The sequence below is a fragment of the Escherichia sp. UTM R2 genome (genome assembly GCF_048593455.1).
Taxonomy (GTDB): Bacteria; Pseudomonadota; Gammaproteobacteria; order Enterobacterales; family Enterobacteriaceae; genus Escherichia; species Escherichia coli.
In genome coordinates this window covers 1,534,347-1,553,710 of the sequence record NZ_JBFWDY010000002.1, presented here as the reverse complement: position 1 = coordinate 1,553,710, position 19,364 = coordinate 1,534,347, and the positions used below count along the sequence as shown (strand labels likewise).

The window sequence follows — 19,364 nt, the reverse complement described above, 5'->3', positions numbered from 1 at the left end:
TGGCTTACACCTTCTCCAGTTTGACCGCGCACTTCTTGAAGTCCGTCTCTTTCGAGAGCGGATCGGTCGCATCCAGCGTCAGTTTGTTAACCAACTGTGCGGCGTCGAAGAACGGCATGTACACCAGGCCCTGTGGCGGACGGTTACGACCGCGCGTTTCAACAATCGAGATCACTTCGCCACGGCGAGAAACCACTTTCACTTTGTCGCCACGGCGCAGATCGCGCGCTTTCGCATCCAGCGGGTGAATAAACAGGACCGCTTCCGGGAAGGCGCGGTGCAGTTCTGGTACACGGCGAGTCATACTGCCGGTGTGCCAGTGCTCCAGAACGCGTCCGGTAGAGAGCCACAGGTCGTACTCTTCATCCGGTGCTTCCGCCGCCGGTTCGAATGGCAGTGCGAAGATCACCGCTTTGCCATCCGGTTTACCGTAGAACTTATAGCCTTCGCCCGCTTTCACGTACGGGTCGTTACCTTCGCTGTAACGCCACTGCGTTTCTTTACCGTTCACCACCGGCCAGCGCAGACCGCGCGCTTTGTGGTAGTCATCGAACGGTGCCAGATCGTGACCGTGACCGCGACCAAACCATGCGTACTCTTCGAACAGCCCTTTTTGCAGATAGAAGCCCAGCTCGCGGGATTCATCGTTCAGCTGATCTTCCGCCAGTTCGGATACCGGGAATTTGCTCACTTCCGGTGTGGCATACAGCACTTCGTACAGCGTTTTGCCACGTAGTTCCGGTTTCTTCGCCAGCAGATCTTCCGGCCATACTTCTTCAGTTTTGAAGCGGCGGGAGAACTGGACTAACTGCCAGAGATCCGATTTCGCTTCGCCCGGTGCCTGTACCTGTTGACGCCAGAACTGAGTACGGCGTTCGGCGTTACCGTAAGCGCCCTCTTTCTCTACCCACATTGCGGTCGGCAGGATCAAGTCGGCGGCCAGCGCACTGACTGTCGGATACGGATCGGAGACGATGATGAAGTTGCGCGGATCGCGCCAGCCCGGCATACGCTCTTCATTGATGTTCGGCCCGGCCTGCATGTTGTTGGTACACATGGTCCAGTAAACATTCAGTTTGCCGTCTTTCAGCGCACGGTCTTGTGCTACCGCATGCAGACCGATTTTCGCCGGAATGGTGCCGCTCGGGATATTCCACTTCTTCTCGCAGATATCACGATGTTTCTCGTTAGTCACCACCATGTCCGCAGGCAGACGGTGAGCAAAGGTGCCCACTTCACGCGCAGTACCACACGCGGAAGGCTGCCCGGTCAGGGAGAACGGACCGCAACCCGGCTGGGAAATTTTGCCGGTCAGCAGGTGCAGGTTGTAGACCAGGTTGTTGGCCCACACACCACGGGTATGCTGGTTGAAGCCCATCGTCCAGTAGGAGATGACTTTCTTGTTCGGATCGGCATACAGCTGCGCCAGTTGTTCTAACTGGTCTTTCGGCACGCCGGTCATTTCAGCGGTTTTTTCCAGCGTATACTCAGCAACGAAGGCTTTGTAATCTTCAAAGCTCATCGGTTCGGAAGCGTCAGAACCTGGATTCTTCGCTGCTTTTTCCAGCGGATGGGTCGGACGTAAACCGTAGCCGATGTCCGTCGCCCCTTTGCGCAGGTTAACGTGTTTGCTGAAGAAGTCCTGATTTATCGCATTGTTTTGAATGATATAGTTGGCGATGTAGTTCAGGATCACCAAGTCAGATTGCGGCGTAAAGATGATGCCGTTATCCGCCAGCTCGAAGCTACGATGCTGGTAGGTAGAAAGCACCGCCACGGTGACGTTCTGGTTAGAGAGACGACGGTTAGTGATGCGTGACCAGAGGATCGGGTGCATCTCCGCCATGTTAGCGCCCCACAGCACAAACGCGTCAGCCTGCTCGATGTCGTCATAGCAGCCCATCGGCTCATCCATACCAAAGGTACGCATAAAGCCAACTACTGCCGACGCCATACAGTGACGTGCGTTCGGGTCGATGTTGTTCGAACGGAAGCCCGCTTTAAACAGCTTGGACGCGGCATAACCTTCCCAGATAGTCCACTGACCAGAACCGAACATACCGATCGATTCCGGCCCTTTTTCTTTCAGGGCGGTTTTGAATTTCTCTTCCATCACATCGAAAGCCTGATCCCAGGTGATTGGGGTAAATTCGCCTTCTTTGTCATATTTACCGTTTTTCATACGCAGCAGCGGCTGCGTCAAACGGTCTTTACCGTACATGATTTTGGGCAGGAAATAGCCCTTAATGCAGTTCAGGCCACGGTTAACCGGTGCGTCCGGGTCGCCCTGACAGGCCACCACACGTCCCTGCTGCGTTCCGACCAGAACGCCGCAACCAGTACCGCAGAAACGGCACGGCGCTTTATCCCATTTAATGGCTTCCTGCTGACCAACAACGGCGCGGGCAACGCCCGGCACGCTGAGACCGGCAGCCGCCGCAGCGGCCGCAACGGCGTTAGCTTTCATAAAGCTACGACGACTGAGTTTCATGGTGTTTCCTCACCTTGCTCTTCCTGCTGGTGATAAACCAGCGACACCGCCAGCACGCCCTCTACGTTGCGTACTGACTCAATGGTTTGGATCAGCGTTTCGCTGTCTTCTGCTTCCACCACCACAATCAACTGACCGCTCGGCGCGTCGCTGACAGCAACTTCACAGCCGGGAAAGGCGTTCAGTTGGGTGCTGATGTCTGAAATTCGTTCGCTTTTGGCCTGCACGACCAGGCTGCAAACTTGCCAGTTAGTGTGCATGGAGATACTCCGCAGTTATGGCTGATACCGGACAGCTGGCTGCACATGCTCCACATCCGTTGCAAAGTTGGCTATTAAGTTGCGGCTGGTAGATCCCGGAGAGCGTCGGGCGAAAGATAATTGCCATTGGCTCACAGCTATCCTGACAGCGGCGGCATTCAACTGACTGATACGCCAGGCACGCGTCCCCAATGGTGAACTGCAAATCCCAGGCTCTGGTGTGGCGCGGAGAAAATAGCGATTCGGGGCAAGCCTGCGCGCAGGCGTAACAGAAGCTGCACTCGTTATTTTTGAAATTAACGCTCGGATAGCCGCCCGCGCCGCGTTGCAGAATGTTGTTTTCACAAGCATTAATACAGGCGTCGCAACGGGTGCAATGGGTCAGAAAATGAGATTCATCACCGGACCAGGGCGGACGGATACCGTTACTGGCTTTGCGCCAGCGACCAGTGAGTATGCCCCGACGGGATGCATCAATCTTCACATTGACCTTCCATCATTAACGCGCTTTGAAAATTGAGAGCGACCAAATAAACCGCATAATTAATAAGCCATTTTTATAGCCGCTAAGATATTAAAGGATGTGTCAAAGATGCATACCCCGATCGGGGTAAAACCTGTAGCAGGATCAAAAGAGTGGCGGGAAGCGTGGCAAAAACGGGCTTTTGCTCACATTTCAAATGGTTATAAACATATTTATATAGCGATTAATTCACCAGAGATATTTCTGCTGGTTTGCTCCCTCATCAGAATTTAACACTAAAAGAGCAGGTAAAATTGTCTAAATGTTCTTTAAGTTATTCATAAAGCAAATTAATAAATCTGATGAATATGTTAACCTTCAGCGACATCATCGGTGAAAACCTATAAATGAAGAAGGAAAGCAAAAAAATGAAGACCATTCTACCTGCAGTATTGTTTGCCGCTTTCGCTACCACTTCCGCCTGGGCGGCAGAAAGCGTCCAGCCACTGGAAAAAATCGCGCCTTATCCACAAGCTGAAAAAGGGATGAAGCGTCAGGTGATTCAGTTAACCCCGCAAGAAGATGAATCTACCCTGAAAGTAGAACTGTTAATCGGTCAGACGCTGGAAGTCGATTGCAATTTGCATCGTCTCGGCGGGAAGCTGGAAAACAAAACGCTGGAAGGCTGGGGCTATGATTATTATGTCTTTGATAAAGTCAGTTCCCCGGTTTCGACGATGATGGCCTGCCCAGATGGCAAGAAAGAGAAGAAATTTGTCACCGCGTATCTGGGCGATGCTGGAATGCTGCGTTACAACAGCAAGCTGCCGATCGTGGTGTATACGCCAGACAATGTAGATGTGAAGTACCGCGTCTGGAAGGCGGAAGAGAAAATTGACAACGCGGTAGTTCGCTAAACTGCCGTGAAGTGCGGCACCCCGTAGGTCAGACAAGGCGGTCACGCCGCATCCGACATCCAACGCCCGAGCCGGTTGCCTGATGCGACGCTGGCGCGTCTTATCAGGCCTACACCGCTGTGAAGTGCTCCACCCCGTAGGTCGGATAAGGCGGTTACGCCGCATCCGACATCTAACGCCCAAGCCGGTTGCCTGATGCGACGCTGGCGCGTCTTATCAGGCCTACACCGCTGTGAAGTGCTCCACCCCGTAGGTTGGATAAGGCGGTTACGCCGCATCCAACATCTAACGCCCGAGCCGGTTGCCTGATGCGACGCTGGCGCGTCTTATCAGCATACGCCACATCCGGCATACCATGCCGGATGTGGCGCATCATTACAACGCAATATCCGCCACTTCTTTTTGAACGGGTTGCGGTTTCAACTGCGGTTTCGGCGTACTATCTGCTGCCTGCGGCTTGTCGTAGTTCAACCCCAGCACTTCGCTGGTGTACTGCAACTCGCGTTCTGTTGCCGCTACATCACCGTTCAGCTTGCGTCCATAAGACGGAACGATCGCTTTCAACGTAGCCTGCCATTGCGGGCTGGAAACACGATCGCCAAATACTTTTTCCAGCAGATTCAACATAATCGGCGCGGCGGTTGACGCCCCTGGCGATGCCCCCAGGAGCGCGGCAATGGTTCCTTGCTGGTCACTGACGACTTCAGTACCCAGACGCAGTACGCCACCTTTCTCGGCATCACGCTTGATAATCTGCACGCGCTGCCCCGCTTGCCACAAACGCCAGTCCTCTTTTTTCGCCTGCGGATAGTACTCTTTCAACGCTTCAAAACGATCCTCTTCACTCAACATCACCTGACTCACCAGATATTTCACCAGATCGAAATTATCCAGCCCGACGTGCATCATCGGCATCACGTTAGAGGTGGTGGTGGAACTCATTAGATCCCACAATGAACCGTTTTTGAGGAATTTGGTTGAGAAGGTGGCAAATGGCCCAAACAGCACTACGCGTTTACCGTCCAGAACGCGGGTATCGATATGCGGAACCGACATCGGTGGTGCGCCAACGGATGCTTTACCGTAAACCTTCGCCAGATGGTGATTAACCACGTCCGGGTTTTCCGAAACAAGGAACTGTCCGCCCACCGGGAAACCGGCGTAGTCTTTCGCTTCCGGAATCCCCGATTCCTGTAACAGCTTCAGCGCCGCACCGCCCGCGCCGATAAAGACAAATTTGGCACGAATGTTCTGTGCAGTGCCATTTTTCAGATCGGCAACAGTAACGGTCCAGGTGTTATCGTCATTACGCTTTAGGGCGCGGACTTCGCTGCTGAGTTGCAGCGAGAAGTTAGATTTCTTCTGCAAGGAAGCAATTAACTGGCGGGTGATCTCGCCATAGTTCACATCAGTGCCAATTTCTGTGCGTGTTGCCGCTACTTTCTGTTGCGGATCGCGCCCTTCCATCACTAACGGTGCCCACTCTTTGATCTGCGCGTGATCTTCAGAGTAACGCATACCGCGAAATAGCGAGCTTTGTTGCAATGCGGCGTAACGGGCGCGCAGGAAATTGACGTTATCCTCGCCCCAGACAAAGCTCATATGCGGAACGGTATTGATAAATGAACGCGGAGTACGCAGCACGCCGCGCTCGACCTGGTGCGCCCAGAACTGGCGGGAAATCTGAAATGCTTCGTTAATGGCGACTGCTTTTTCAATACTGATGCTGCCATCGGCGTTTTGCGGGGTGTAGTTCAGTTCCATCAGTGCAGAATGCCCGGTTCCGGCGTTGTTCCAGCCGTTCGAACTCTCCTGCGCGACACCCTCCAGGCGCTCCACCATGGTCATCGACCATTCAGGCTCCAGCTCGCGTAAATAGGTCCCCAACGTGGCGCTCATAATGCCGCCGCCAATCAACAGTACATCAGTTTCCTGCTCCTCGGACGCTTTCGCTTTTGCCGCCATCGAAACGGCATTAAGCCCCACGGCCATCGAGAAGAGCATGGCAGTCACTTTTTTCATCTTGTTAATGCCTTACTTTTAGTCGCTTTATTGCAGGTGAGATTTGCGCGGCATCAACGGTAACACTTAAGTAACAACATTTAAATAATGTTTATAAATTATATTCTAATTTTAGAAACATTATAATTTCGTTGATTAATTATAGGGTTATTAGAAATGAAGGGATTTTTAGCATATTGACCTGGCGGCAGCAGTCCGCCAGGTCAGCGTCGTAATATTATGCCGTCCGGGCAACGGCATCACGCGAAGCGGCATCGCGCTCTTCGCCCGTCAGCTCGCTAAGTTGCCCATTGCGCATTTCCAGCAGGCGGTCGGCGTGGATAAAGTAATGATCATCATGACTGATGGCGAAAATAGTTTTACCCATCTCCTGCATCAGCGGCAGCAACACCTGATAAAACTCACGACGGAAGTGTGGATCCTGATCCGCCGCCCATTCATCCAGCAGGATAATATCGCGTTCTTCTGCCAGCGCCAGCAACAGCGCCACGCGTTTTGTCTGCCCTTTTGATAACTTCAGGTTAACAATACGCCCGTTGCTTAACTCAAGCTTATGAGCCATTTTCAGCTGCGCCAGCCACTTCTCAACCAGTTGCGGGTTAGCGGGTTTACCCTCCGGCCCCAGCAGTTGATCAAACAGCCAGACATCGGTAAACACTGCCGAAAACAGTTTGCGATAATCTTCCGGTTGTTCGCCGCTGACAGGTTTGCCATCCAGCAAGATTTCGCCGCTTTGTGGCTGATACAAGCCCGTCAACAACATCGCCAGCGTCGATTTTCCGCTACCGTTGCCGCCAATCAGAAACAGCAGCTCGCCACGTTTGATAGTGAGATTAATCGGACCAACGGAAAACGCGTTATCCTGATAAGCAAACGTCACGTTACGCAGCTCCAGCGTTTGCCAGTTGGGAAACGCCTGCGGGCGCGGAAACTCTGCTTTGAAAGGCGCGAGTGCGAATTTGTTCAGCTTGTTAAACGCCACCTGCGCCGTCAGCAGCGTCGGCAATGCGCCAACCGCCGAAAGCAGCGGCGTACGCAGGAATAAAAGCGTCAACGAATAGGTCGCGGCAACGTTGGTATCAGCCCAACCGAGACTGTTCGCCATCCAGAACACCAGGCCGATTGCGCCCAGCATCATGATATTTGACCAGTTCACGGCGCTAAGATGGAAGGTGTCTGCGCGAATAATATGATGGCGATACTCTTGCGCATCGGGGATGTAGAGGTTGTTAAACACATACTCGGCGCGTTCCCGGTTCAGAGTCAGCTCTTTGCGCCCTTCGAGTACGGTTTGAAAATCCGTGTACAGCTTGTCTTCGGTTTCACGCAGGGTCGCCATATGTTTGTACACCCGCGCCACCAGTACAAAACCACCCCAGATGGTGATCGCCATCCAGATAGCCGTTACCAGCAACATTTTGCCCGACAGCATCCACAGATACGCCGCGGAACCGATAGTGAGAATGATCCCCTGCACCAGTTCCGGAAGACGCACAAAAGCAATGGTGATATTGCGCACATCGCTGGTTAATCCCGCCAGCAACGAGGCGCTACCGAGTTGTTCAATGCGCTCGACGTGGGTATCCAGAATCCGCTTGATAAATTCACTACGCAGTCGGTAAACGAAGTGATGCCCCAAAGTGGTGAGCGCCAGTTGCGATCCGAGAGTGACTGCCATCAACAGCAGTAATAATCCAAGAAACTCCGGCAACACCAGCAGACTGGTATCCGCCGTTTCGATAAGACGCTGATTGATAAAAGCAATTAAGCCAATGCCTAATGCCGCACTGGCGAGGCTTAGCGCCATCACACTGATAAATGGCCAGCGATACTGCCGCCAGACAAGTACAAGAAGTTCCATGCAGAAAACCCGGACAATGAATTACAGCCCGCAGTTTAAACATCTTCGCGCGCACAGCAATAATAATTCTTATTTTTATTCTTTTTTACCTGCCTGACGGAATGTCAGGTTGTAGCGGCAGTCGGTGGTGAGTGGATGAAACCCCGCTTTCAACGGTTGAATACCGTGATAAAACAGCCGCGATTCACCGCCCCATACCACCACATCGCCATGTTCCAACAACAAACGTTTGAGCGGATCATTACGTTTCAGGCCGCCAAATTGAAAAATCGCGGGTAAGCCCAGAGAAACAGAAACAATTGGCGCGCGCAGATCCGGTTCGTCTTTATCCTGATGCAGCGACAGTTTCGCGCCAGGAGCGTAGCGGTTGATAAGACAAGCATCTGGCTGGAAATCTGGATAGCCCGCCGCCGTAGCCGCACGTTGACATAAATTATGAAAACTCTGTGGCATGGCGGGCCACGGTTTATTTGTTTGCGGATCAATGGGCGAATAGAGATAACCTTGCCGATGGCTCGTCCAGCCCAGATGCCCACAGTTGGTCATCGCCACCGACATGGTATATCCCCCGGGGGTGACCATCTGGCGAAACGGCGACTGGCTGGCAACGTCATTAATATCGCGGATTAGTTGCTCCGCAGCGTTAAAAGCAAAACGCCGTAAAATTACCGCTCCAGCCGCCAGTGGCTCTTGCCACGGTTCACCATCGGCAAACAGATCCAACATTACCTCTCCTCATTTTCAGCTTCGCGGCGCAGCAGTTGCGCTTTACGCGACACGCCCCAGCGGTAACCTGAAAGCGATCCATCACCGCGTACTACCCGATGACAGGGTATAACGATAGCCAGCTTGTTGGCGGCACAGGCACTTGCAACGGCCCGTACCGCTTTCGGTTTGCCGATGGCGTTAGCCAGTTGCTGATAACTGACGGTTTCACCGCAAGGTATCGTGCGCAGTGCCTGCCAGACTTGTTGCTGAAAAGCAGTGCCGCGAATGTCCAGCGGTAACGTCAGCGGCGTATCGCGTTGATTGAGGCTGGCGATCACTTCACGCACATGTTGCTGAAACATCAGATCGGCAGGCGCGTTGTCGGCAGCGGGAAACATTTGTTGCAACTCGCTGATTAATGTGGCGTCATCATCGCCCAGCAATATCGCGCAAATCCCCCGCTCGCTTTCTGCCACCAGGCAACGACCCAGCTCACAATCAGCCAGCGCGTAACGCACCGCCAGATTTTCGCCACCGTGACGGAATTGTTTAGCCGTCATGCCCAGCGTTTCATCGGCTTTGCGGTAGTAACTGCTGCTGTCGGGGAATCCGGCGTTAAGAATAGACGTCGTCACGCTCTCCCCTTTCGCCAGCGATTCGCGCAAACGGCGAGCGCGCCAGGCCTGTTGCCAGGCTTTAGGCGTCATTCCGGTAGTCGCTTTAAACAACCGATGTAGATGAAATGGACTCATCGCCACCTGGTCGGCTAAGGCTTCCAGCGTTACAGGCGTTTCCTGTTCCAGCAGTCGACACGCGTGGGTGATTTTATCCAACCGATGTTGCCGGGGATTGGCTTTGTCTGGCTGACAACGTTTGCAGGGGCGAAAGCCAGCGGCGAGTGCCTCACTGGCATTTGCGTAGAAGGAGACGTTTTCCCGCAAAGCATGTCTGGCGCGGCAAGACGGACGGCAAAAGATGCCTGTGGTACGCACGGCGAAAACGAATTCGCCGTCGGCATTCGGGTCGCGGGCTAAGACAGATTGCCAGCGTTGATCGTCAGTTAAGCATGTGGCTTTTTTCATAATCAGCTCCCTGGTTAAGGATAGCCTTTAGTCTGCCCGGTCACCATCACGCAAAAACCAACAATCTTGCGCTTTAATTTTTTTCGCTGACAAGGAAGCTTTTAAACTGTGGTGACATCCAGGTTTTAAAGCTATCGCCTTCTTTGGTGATCATATAAACCGCCAGCCCTTCCCGGCGAACAACCTCTTTGGCTTTCTCCGGCCCGAGTACCATCAAGCCAGTATCCCAGGCATCGGCTTCCAGCGCCGTCGGAGCAATCACCGTCACGGATACCAGATTGTGTTCGATGGGACGCCCGGTTTGCGGATCGATAACATGGGAAAGACGTTTGCCGTCCAGTTCGTAATAGTTACGGTAGCTGCCAGAGGTGCTAATCCCATGACCGTTGATATCCACCACAGCCTGAACCGCGTTTTCTTTATCGGTTGGTTTTTGAATCGCTACCCGCCACGGCTGGCCTTCACCGTTCATACCACGGCTGTTCAGCGCGCCGCCCACCGACACCAGATAGCGGGAAATCCCTTCCTGCTCCATCAAGCGTGCCAGGTGATCCGCCGCATAACCTTCACCGACGGTGGAGAGATCGACATATAAATCCGGCAGGTCTTTTTGCAGATATTGCTGATGCGACTGATTAATGACCGTCAGGTGCTGTAAGCCGGTTTTGGCTTTCATCGCATCAATCTGTTCCTGGCTCGGGATTTGTACCGGCTGTTGTTCCGGGCCAAAACCCCACAGATTCACCAGTGGCCCGACGGTTATATCCATCGCACCATCGGTCCTTGCGCCAATGCGCAGCGAGGTGGTGACGATATCGGCCATCGCTTCACTTACCGGCCACGGCGACAAACTTTGCGAGTCGTTAAAGCGCATCAGCGCGGAATCTTTTTTATAGGTCGAAAGCAGCTGATCGTCGGCGTCCAGCTGGGTCTGAATCTTTTCTTTAAGTTCGGCACTGCGTTTGGCATCAATGCCCGGGATGCTGGCACGCCAGAAGGTACCCATGGTTTTGCCTTCAAGAACGGTAACTTCAGTAGCGTGGGTTTTGGCGGGTTGTGGTTTTTGATCGCAACCAACAAAGAAGAGCGCGGCAGCCAGCAGTGCCACGCGGGTAAAGCTTATTTCCATACGTGATTATCCTCATGCGAACGGTCGCAAGAGTACACCAAAAAACTGTGTTTGTACGCTGAAAACAATGAAAAAAGGGCCCGCAGGCCCTTTGTTCGATATCAATCGAGATTAGAACTGGTAAACCAGACCCAGAGCTACGATGTTATCAGTGTTGATGCCAGCGTCACGAGTGAACTGGTTGTCGTCCAGCAGGTTGATTTTGTAGTCAACGTAGGTGGACATGTTTTTGTTGAAGTAGTAGGTCGCACCAACATCAACATATTTCAGGATATCTTCGTCGTCGTAGTTACGACCATTGATGACACCCAGGTTTTTACCTTTAGACTGCAGGTAAGCCAGGGACGGACGCAGACCAAAGTCGAACTGGTACTGAGCAACAGCTTCGAAGTTCTGTGCTTTGTTCGCCCAACCCAGGGAACCTACGCGAGTTGCGTTGTAGGTCTGGGTGTACTGAGCAGCCAGGTAGATGTTGTTAGCGTCGTATTTCAGACCACCAGTGTAGGTTTCAGCACGGTCGCCAGTACCGATGTAGTTACGAACTACACCATTGCTGGTGTAGCTACCATTTTGATCATCAGTACGTTTGGAGCTGGAAACTGCAGCACCGATACCGAAGCCTTCGTAATCATAAGTGATAGATCCGCCGACACCGTCGCCATTCTGACGCAGAGCACCACGACCATTGTTGGTCATGCCTTCGCCGCTTACGCTACCGTTTTTGCCCTGGTACTGAACAGCAAAGTTCAGACCGTCAACCAGACCGAAGAAGTCGGTGTTACGGTAGGTCGCGAAGCCGTTACCACGCTGCTGCATGAAGTTGTCAGAACCGTAGGTGTCGCCACCGAATTCTGGCAGTACGTCGGTCCAGGAAGTTACATCGTAAACAACGCCGTAGTTACGACCGTAGTCGAAAGAACCTACATCCTGGAATTTCAGACCTGCGAATGCCACACGGGTCCAGGAGTTTTCTTTGTTGTCTTCAGAGGTATTGCCCTGGATCTGATATTCCCACTGGCCGTAACCGGTCAGCTGGTCAGTAACCTGAGTTTCGCCTTTGAAACCAAGACGTACATAGGTCTGGTCGCCGTCTTCTGACTTGTTGTCAGAGAAATAGTGCAGGCCGTCTACTTTACCGTACAGATCTAATTTGTTGCCGTCTTTGTTGTAAACTTCAGCAGCGTTTGCTGCGCCTGCTACCAGCAGAGCTGGGACCAGGAGGGACAGTACTTTAACTTTCATGTTATTAACCCTCTGTTATATGCCTTTATTTGCTTTTTTATGCCACTGCATACTGATTAACCCTCATTAATCAGTCGGCAAGTCCATTCTCCCCAAAAATGCAGAATAATCCAACACGAATATGATACTAAAACTTTTAAGATGTTTCATTTATCGCTATAGATGTTTCAAAATGTAAATGCAAGGGAACTTTTTAAGATTATTGCGGAATGGCGAAATAAGCACCTAACATCAAGCAATAATAATTCAAGGTTAAAATCAATAACTTATTCTTAAGTATTTGACAGCACTGAATGTCAAAACAAAACCTTCACTCGCAACTAGAATAACTCCCGCTATCATCATTAACTTTATTTATTACCGTCATTCATTTCTGAATGTCTGTTTACCCCTATTTCAACCGGATGCCTCGCATTCGGTTTTTTTTACCCTTCTTTACACACTTTTCATTATTCTGTGCTACCACATAAAAACTATAACGCTTGTTAACTATTTCACAAATAATTAACATCAGCATAATTTCCAGCAATCTTTGTTTATTTGCAATTATTTTCGTTGGGCTTTTTGTAGGTTATTTGTACAGCAAAATGGCGCTTGTACATCTATTTCCCCCAATGCAGGATGATAAATATCACGGGAGAATAGAGAATCATCAATCAGGTAAGAGTCTGGAATTTCACACTGTACCCTTTATACTGCCCTATCACTTCGCGAAGTTTTAACAGGTCATAAACACGAATGCGTCAGAAAGAGACAACGGCCACGACCCGCTTTTCACTCCTACCGGGGAGCATTACCCGCTTCTTTTTACTGTTGATCATTGTGTTACTGGTGACGATGGGTGTAATGGTACAAAGCGCCGTTAACGCCTGGCTGAAAGATAAAAGTTACCAGATTGTCGACATTACCCATGCTATCCAAAAGCGCGTCGATAACTGGCGTTACGTGACCTGGCAGATCTACGACAACATTGCCGCGACGACCTCCCCCTCCTCCGGCGAAGGTTTACAAGAGACGCGCCTGAAACAGGATGTCTACTATCTGGAGAAACCACGCCGCAAAACGGAAGCGTTAATCTTTGGCTCTCACGACAACTCAACGCTTGAGATGACTCAGCGGATGTCCACTTATCTGGATACATTGTGGGGCGCAGAAAATGTACCGTGGTCGATGTATTACCTGAATGGTCAGGATAACAGTCTGGTGCTGATCTCAACCCTACCCCTTAAAGATCTCACCTCCGGATTTAAAGAATCGACCGTCAGCGACATTGTTGATTCACGTCGTGCAGAGATGTTGCAACAGGCCAACGCCCTCGATGAACGCGAAAGCTTTTCTAACATGCGCCGCCTGGCCTGGCAGAACGGTCATTACTTTACATTGCGTACTACCTTTAACCAGCCAGGACATCTGGCAACGGTCGTGGCTTTTGATCTGCCGATTAATGATTTGATCCCACCGGGTATGCCGCTGGACAGTTTCCGCCTTGAGCCAGACGCGACGGCAACGGGAAACAATGATAATGAGAAAGAAGGGACGGATAGCGTCAGTATCCACTTTAACAGTACGAAGATTGAAATCTCCTCGGCACTCAACTCTACCGATATGCGCCTGGTCTGGCAGGTTCCTTATGGCACCTTATTGCTGGATACGTTGCAAAACATTCTGCTGCCACTGCTGCTGAACATCGGTTTGCTGGCGCTGGCGTTATTTGGCTATACCACATTCCGCCATTTCTCCAGCCGCAGTACAGAAAACGTCCCCAGCACGGCGGTCAATAACGAATTGCGCATTTTACGGGCAATCAATGAAGAGATAGTCTCACTGCTGCCGCTCGGCCTGCTGGTTCACGATCAGGAATCGAACCGCACTGTCATAAGTAACAAAATTGCCGATCATTTGCTGCCGCATTTGAATCTGCAAAACATCACCACCATGGCGGAACAGCATCAGGGGATTATTCAGGCGACGATCAATAACGAGCTGTATGAGATCCGCATGTTCCGCAGCCAGGTCGCGCCGCGCACACAAATTTTCATTATTCGCGATCAGGATCGCGAAGTGCTGGTAAACAAGAAACTCAAGCAGGCGCAGCGTCTGTATGAGAAAAACCAGCAGGGGCGGATGATCTTTATGAAAAACATTGGCGATGCGCTGAAAGAACCCGCACAGTCCCTGGCGGAGAGCGCGGCTAAACTCAACGCCCCGGAAAGCAAACAACTGGCGAATCAGGCAGATGTGCTGGTGCGGCTGGTTGATGAAATACAGTTAGCGAACATGCTTGCGGATGATAGCTGGAAAAGTGAGACGGTGCTGTTCTCCGTGCAGGATTTAATTGATGAAGTTGTGCCTTCAGTGTTGCCTGCCATCAAGCGTAAAGGTCTGCAACTGCTGATTAACAATCATCTGAAAGCACACGATATGCGCCGCGGCGATCGCGATGCCTTACGACGTATTTTGCTGCTACTGATGCAATATGCCGTGACCTCAACGCAATTGGGAAAAATCACCCTTGAGGTTGATCAGGATGAGTCCTCCGAAGACCGCCTGACGTTCCGCATTCTGGACACGGGAGAAGGCGTAAGTATTCATGAAATGGATAATTTGCACTTCCCGTTTATCAACCAGACCCAAAACGATCGCTATGGCAAGGCGGACCCGCTGGCATTCTGGCTGAGCGATCAACTGGCACGTAAACTGGGCGGTCATTTAAACATCAAAACGCGGGATGGGCTTGGTACACGCTACTCTGTGCATATCAAAATGCTCGCAGCTGACCCGGAAGTTGAAGAGGAAGAAGAGCGTTTACTGGATGATGTCTGCGTAATGGTGGATGTTACTTCGGCAGAAATTCGGAATATTGTCACTCGCCAGTTAGAAAATTGGGGTGCAACCTGTATCACACCCGATGAAAGATTAATTAGTCAAGATTATGATATCTTTTTAACGGATAATCCGTCTAATCTTACTGCCTCTGGCTTGCTTTTAAGCGATGATGAGTCTGGCGTACGGGAAATTGGGCCTGGTCAATTGTGCGTCAACTTCAATATGAGCAACGCTATGCAGGAAGCGGTCTTACAATTAATTGAAGTGCAACTGGCGCAGGAAGAGGTGACAGAATCGCCTCTGGGCGGAGATGAAAATGCGCAACTCCATGCCAGCGGCTATTATGCGCTCTTTGTAGACACAGTACCGGATGATGTTAAGAGGCTGTATACTGAAGCAGCAACCAGTGACTTTGCTGCGTTAGCCCAAACGGCTCATCGTCTTAAAGGCGTATTTGCCATGCTAAATCTGGTACCCGGCAAGCAGTTATGTGAAACGCTGGAACATCTGATTCGTGAGAAGGATGTTCCAGGAATAGAAAAATACATCAGCGACATTGACAGTTATGTCAAGAGCTTGCTGTAGCAAGGTAGCCTATTACATGAACAATATGAACGTAATTATTGCCGATGACCATCCGATAGTCTTGTTCGGTATTCGCAAATCACTTGAGCAAATTGAGTGGGTGAATGTTGTCGGCGAATTTGAAGACTCTACAGCACTGATCAACAACCTGCCGAAACTGGATGCGCATGTGTTGATTACCGATCTCTCCATGCCTGGCGATAAGTACGGCGATGGCATTACCTTAATCAAGTACATCAAGCGCCATTTCCCAAGCCTGTCGATTATTGTTCTGACCATGAACAACAACCCGGCGATTCTTAGTGCGGTATTGGATCTGGATATCGAAGGGATCGTGCTGAAACAAGGTGCACCGACCGATCTGCCGAAAGCTCTCGCCGCGCTGCAGAAAGGGAAGAAATTTACCCCGGAAAGCGTTTCTCGCCTGTTGGAAAAAATCAGTGCTGGTGGTTACGGTGACAAGCGTCTCTCGCCAAAAGAGAGTGAAGTTCTGCGCCTGTTTGCGGAAGGCTTCCTGGTGACCGAGATCGCTAAAAAGCTGAACCGCAGTATTAAAACCATCAGTAGCCAGAAGAAATCTGCGATGATGAAGCTGGGTGTCGAGAACGATATCGCCCTGCTGAATTATCTCTCTTCAGTGACGTTAAGTCCGGCAGATAAAGACTAATCACCTGTAGGCCAGATAAGACGCGTTAGTGTCTTATCTGGCATTTGCACCGATTGCCGGATGCGGCGTAAACGCCTTATGCGTCCTACGATTCCCATTATTTCAACAGATTACATCAAAGTAGGCCAGATAAGACGCGTCAGCGTCGCATCTGGCATTTGCACTGAATGCCGGATGCGGCGTAAACGCCTTATCCGTCCTACGAATCCCGCGATTTCCTGACCCTCTCGGCATATAACGTCAGCGTCTGTTTTATCACATCCAGCGTTACCGGCTTCGACAGGCAGCTGTCCATACCGGACTCCAGACACCGCTGCTTCTCTTCAGCCAACGCATTAGCAGTTACTCCGATTACCGGCAACGTCAGTCCCAACTGACGAATGCGTTGCGTCAAGCGGTAACCATCCATATTTGGCATGTTGACGTCGCTAAGCACGATATCAATATGATTCTTGCTAAGTACATTAAGCGCATCGACGCCATCATTCGCGGTTTTACATTGATAGCCCAACGATCCCAACTGATCTGCCAGCAAACGCCGGTTAATCGGATGATCATCCACGACCAGAATCATCATATCGTCATTATCGCTGACCGCTTTGTCCGTTGACGGCAGAGCGTTAGCAGGATCGTCGCTCTCCATCTCGATCAAATAAATACGCGCCAACAATGCCGGTAGCTCATGCGGAGCAGCCACACTGTGTACCCACTCCCCTGGCGCTTTCTCCAGCGGAATACCAATATGGCGACGACAGAAGGTCACTACCGCTCTGCCCTGCCATTTTTTACTCACTACCTCGTCAGTGATCAACACATCTTCGGGAGTCGGTTCCTGCCCTTCGTATGTTGTAACGACGATGCCGCTGCGCTGCAAACTGGTTTCCAGGAACTGACAGAGCGACGCATTGCGGACCGCCAGCCAGCAGCGTTTACCACTCAACCCTTCCACGCCTTTTTTCTGCGGGTACTGAGCGCCGTACAACGGAATACGCACGGTAAACTGGCTGCCCATTCCCGGTTCTGAATCTACCGAGATATCGCCGTCCATCATGCTGATCAGTTTTTCACAAATCGCCAGACCCAGACCGGTCCCCTGGAAATTACGCTGTACGCCCGTTCCGACCTGGAAGAAGGGATCAAACAAGCGCACCACTTCTTTCGCCGGTATCCCCACGCCGGTATCGCGAACACGGATAGAGAGATAATCGCCATCCGCGCGAACATGCAAAACTATACAGCCGGTATCGGTGAATTTTATGGCGTTACTCAACAGGTTGGAGATGACCTGCTGTAAACGCATCGGGTCGCCATTTAAGGCCACTGGCACATCCGGTTCAATAAAGCAGTACAAGCCTAACTGCTTGCGTACCACCAGCGGTAAATAGTTGGCGGTGATGTGGTTCATCACTTCACGCGGTGAAAACTCACGCGGTTCGATCTTCAACTGTTCCGATTCAATCTTCGAGAAATCGAGAATATCGCTGATAATTTTCAACAACAGGCTGGAAGAGTTGTTCATTGCCGTCACCAGCCGATCGACGCCTTTCGGTAACTCTTTGGTTTGCAACAGATCCAGGTTACCGATAATGCCATACAGCGGCGTTCGCAGCTCATGACTGACGGTGGCAAGGAACATCGATTTTGACTGGCTCGCCTGTTCCGCTGCTTGTGCCATCTCCTGCAACGACTCTTCCATCTTCACGCGCGAAGAAACATCCACCAGCACACAAATGGCCACGTTTTCATTACGATAGCGCGAATGGACGAAGCTGATTTGCAGATTGGTATTGTTGCTGGTCAGGACATCAACAAAATTGACCTGCTGCCCACAGATAATTTGCGTCAGTCGTTGGCGGTCCTCATGCGTAAGCATATTGAGATAGGTATGCGCCAGTTCGTTACTTAAAATATTGACGCCATCAGCGGTACGCAAAATGCAGATACCCACTGGCGCGGAGGCGACAATCTTGCGATTGAACTGCTCATGTTCTTCCAGTCGCAGGGCGTCGCTTTCCGCCGGAATGAAAATACGTCGCTCGTACATCCGTGCGAGAGTAAACAATGCAGCTCCGGCAAGCACATTCAGCAAAATTGCGTTAAGGATCAACATGCGAATGCGTTCCAGCACCTTATCAACCGGCACCGAATACACGATGCTTAGCGATGAGGGTGGCAGATTTTTCTTCAGCACCAGCTCCCGGAACCCTTCCGTATAGCCAAACCAGGAGCGTTCCTGCATCCAGCGAGGATCGCCCTTAATTTTACTTTCTGGTCCGGTAAGCGAAATCAGGGTATGACCATTTTCATCAAGAATGGTAACCCCCATCGGCAACGTACCCGGTAAGAAAAAGTTCTCCATCCGGATGGTCTGCTCGACACCCAAAAGCGCCTGCAACCGGTTCGCCAGATAAACTGGCGTCAACGCGTAAAAATACCCGACGCCAGGGCGCGGACCTTCGCTGATCCAGTAGAGGTTACTGCCGCTATCATCTTGTGGTGCATTTCGATATTTATTGATGCGTTCATGCAAAGCTTTCAACGCGGTATCGCGTTCCACTGGCATATCACGCAGACCGAAATTAGCCATGCAGAGGTTATCGCTGCCGATTAAAAATACCCGGTTTAGATCGTAAGCCGCAGAAAAATTATCGCGCCAGTAGCGCATAAACCACGCCAATGACTCCAGAGAACCTCGCCAGGTGTTACTCATTGCGGAACAATCGGAGTCGGCAAACAGCGGTTCAAACGCAGGCACATCCGCCTGCGTTTCTCGTCCACGCGGGGAAAGCACACCGTTTTCTGCCGATAAGCGATTTTCGGCGATGTACTTCAGCTCTTTCATCACATCAGAGGTGCGTTGAATAAAGCGCTGAGCCTGATCGGAACTCAGATTAAATTCCTGACGAATTTCCGATTCTCGCTGATGTAACGCATTAACGATGTAAAAAACGGATGAAAAAGCAATCAACAGCCAGAGCACTAACGCCAATGCTCTGAACATGTAGCGCGAGGCTTTCAGGGTTGTACGAAAAGAAGCAAGGTATTTCAAAGGGGCGAAGCTCCGCCTCAGGTGACCGATGGAGTGTGGTTAAGGTAGCGGTAAAAGCGTGT

General features: G+C 51.2%; 14 protein-coding genes. 4 read left to right on the top strand and 10 right to left on the bottom strand.

Annotated features, from left to right (window positions below; translation table 11 throughout):
• Positions 1 to 4: 4 nt before the first annotated feature.
• Genes napA through napF form a run of 3 tightly spaced genes read right to left on the bottom strand, consistent with a single transcriptional unit; the run spans position 5 to position 3,235 of the window.
• Positions 5 to 2,491, bottom strand: a complete 2,487-nt coding sequence (napA, locus tag AB4H76_RS08280) for a periplasmic nitrate reductase subunit alpha (RefSeq protein WP_000778061.1) — start codon at positions 2,489 to 2,491, stop codon at positions 5 to 7.
• Positions 2,488 to 2,751, bottom strand: coding sequence for a chaperone NapD (gene napD, locus AB4H76_RS08275; RefSeq protein WP_000557378.1), 264 nt, complete (start codon positions 2,749 to 2,751; stop codon positions 2,488 to 2,490). The genes napA and napD overlap by 4 nt, the downstream gene beginning before the upstream one ends.
• Positions 2,741 to 3,235, bottom strand: coding sequence for a ferredoxin-type protein NapF (napF, locus tag AB4H76_RS08270; RefSeq protein ID WP_000686723.1), 495 nt, complete (start codon positions 3,233 to 3,235; stop codon positions 2,741 to 2,743). The genes napD and napF overlap by 11 nt, the downstream gene beginning before the upstream one ends.
• A gap of 108 nt (positions 3,236 to 3,343) precedes the next feature.
• On the opposite strand from napF, the gene yojO reads away from it, so the two are divergent.
• Together yojO and eco are read left to right on the top strand one after the other, a co-directional pair.
• Positions 3,344 to 3,508, top strand: a complete 165-nt coding sequence (yojO, locus tag AB4H76_RS08265; RefSeq protein WP_001296837.1) for a protein YojO — start codon at positions 3,344 to 3,346, stop codon at positions 3,506 to 3,508.
• Positions 3,509 to 3,621: 113 nt separating this feature from the next.
• The gene (gene eco, locus AB4H76_RS08260) at positions 3,622 to 4,131 is read left to right on the top strand and encodes a serine protease inhibitor ecotin (protein WP_000712249.1); all 510 of its coding nucleotides are present in this window, start codon (positions 3,622 to 3,624) and stop codon (positions 4,129 to 4,131) included.
• Between the two features lie 375 nt (positions 4,132 to 4,506).
• Here eco and mqo read toward each other — a convergent pair whose 3' ends face one another.
• From mqo to ompC, 6 genes are all read right to left on the bottom strand, one after another.
• A complete protein-coding gene (gene mqo, locus AB4H76_RS08255) occupies positions 4,507 to 6,153 on the bottom strand; it encodes a malate dehydrogenase (quinone) (protein WP_000758077.1) in 1,647 nt (548 codons plus the stop codon).
• A 217-nt stretch (positions 6,154 to 6,370) separates the two neighbouring features.
• Positions 6,371 to 8,014: a microcin J25 efflux ABC transporter YojI gene (yojI, locus tag AB4H76_RS08250; RefSeq protein WP_085452690.1), complete on the bottom strand. Its 1,644-nt coding sequence runs from the start codon at positions 8,012 to 8,014 to the stop codon at positions 6,371 to 6,373.
• Between the two features lie 75 nt (positions 8,015 to 8,089).
• Positions 8,090 to 8,740, bottom strand: coding sequence for a DNA oxidative demethylase AlkB (gene alkB, locus AB4H76_RS08245; RefSeq protein ID WP_000885006.1), 651 nt, complete (start codon positions 8,738 to 8,740; stop codon positions 8,090 to 8,092).
• Positions 8,740 to 9,804: a bifunctional DNA-binding transcriptional regulator/O6-methylguanine-DNA methyltransferase Ada gene (gene ada / locus AB4H76_RS08240; protein ID WP_000710372.1), complete on the bottom strand. Its 1,065-nt coding sequence runs from the start codon at positions 9,802 to 9,804 to the stop codon at positions 8,740 to 8,742. Before ada ends, alkB begins: the two co-directional genes overlap by 1 nt.
• A 73-nt stretch (positions 9,805 to 9,877) precedes the next feature.
• The gene (gene apbE, locus AB4H76_RS08235) at positions 9,878 to 10,933 is read right to left on the bottom strand and encodes an FAD:protein FMN transferase ApbE (RefSeq protein WP_000406085.1); all 1,056 of its coding nucleotides are present in this window, start codon (positions 10,931 to 10,933) and stop codon (positions 9,878 to 9,880) included.
• A 111-nt stretch (positions 10,934 to 11,044) separates the two neighbouring features.
• The gene (gene ompC / locus AB4H76_RS08230) at positions 11,045 to 12,175 is read right to left on the bottom strand and encodes a porin OmpC (protein ID WP_000865600.1); all 1,131 of its coding nucleotides are present in this window, start codon (positions 12,173 to 12,175) and stop codon (positions 11,045 to 11,047) included.
• Between the two features lie 738 nt (positions 12,176 to 12,913).
• Here ompC and rcsD point away from each other — a divergent pair.
• A complete protein-coding gene (gene rcsD, locus AB4H76_RS08225) occupies positions 12,914 to 15,586 on the top strand; it encodes a phosphotransferase RcsD (RefSeq protein ID WP_001249081.1) in 2,673 nt (890 codons plus the stop codon).
• A gap of 16 nt (positions 15,587 to 15,602) precedes the next feature.
• The gene (gene rcsB / locus AB4H76_RS08220) at positions 15,603 to 16,253 is read left to right on the top strand and encodes a response regulator transcription factor RcsB (protein WP_001061917.1); all 651 of its coding nucleotides are present in this window, start codon (positions 15,603 to 15,605) and stop codon (positions 16,251 to 16,253) included.
• Positions 16,254 to 16,452: 199 nt separating this feature from the next.
• Here the strand turns inward: rcsB and rcsC are convergent, their stop codons facing one another.
• The gene (gene rcsC, locus AB4H76_RS08215) at positions 16,453 to 19,302 is read right to left on the bottom strand and encodes a two-component system sensor histidine kinase RcsC (protein ID WP_000876011.1); all 2,850 of its coding nucleotides are present in this window, start codon (positions 19,300 to 19,302) and stop codon (positions 16,453 to 16,455) included.
• Between the last annotated feature and the right edge of the window lie 62 nt (positions 19,303 to 19,364).

Bases quoted from the DNA above. Each gene is read 5' to 3' on its own strand.
- yojO (WP_001296837.1), top strand. From the start codon at position 3,344: ATGCATACCCCGATCGGGGTAAAACCTGTAGCAGGATCAAAAGAGTGG.
- ompC (WP_000865600.1), bottom strand. From the start codon at position 12,175: ATGAAAGTTAAAGTACTGTCCCTCCTGGTCCCAGCTCTGCTGGTAGCA.
- rcsB (WP_001061917.1), top strand. From the start codon at position 15,603: ATGAACAATATGAACGTAATTATTGCCGATGACCATCCGATAGTCTTG.
- apbE (WP_000406085.1), bottom strand. From the start codon at position 10,933: ATGGAAATAAGCTTTACCCGCGTGGCACTGCTGGCTGCCGCGCTCTTC.
- yojI (WP_085452690.1), bottom strand. From the start codon at position 8,014: ATGGAACTTCTTGTACTTGTCTGGCGGCAGTATCGCTGGCCATTTATC.
- ada (WP_000710372.1), bottom strand. From the start codon at position 9,804: ATGAAAAAAGCCACATGCTTAACTGACGATCAACGCTGGCAATCTGTC.
- napA (WP_000778061.1), bottom strand. From the start codon at position 2,491: ATGAAACTCAGTCGTCGTAGCTTTATGAAAGCTAACGCCGTTGCGGCC.
- eco (WP_000712249.1), top strand. From the start codon at position 3,622: ATGAAGAAGGAAAGCAAAAAAATGAAGACCATTCTACCTGCAGTATTG.
- rcsD (WP_001249081.1), top strand. From the start codon at position 12,914: ATGCGTCAGAAAGAGACAACGGCCACGACCCGCTTTTCACTCCTACCG.
- alkB (WP_000885006.1), bottom strand. From the start codon at position 8,740: ATGTTGGATCTGTTTGCCGATGGTGAACCGTGGCAAGAGCCACTGGCG.
- napD (WP_000557378.1), bottom strand. From the start codon at position 2,751: ATGCACACTAACTGGCAAGTTTGCAGCCTGGTCGTGCAGGCCAAAAGC.
- mqo (WP_000758077.1), bottom strand. From the start codon at position 6,153: ATGAAAAAAGTGACTGCCATGCTCTTCTCGATGGCCGTGGGGCTTAAT.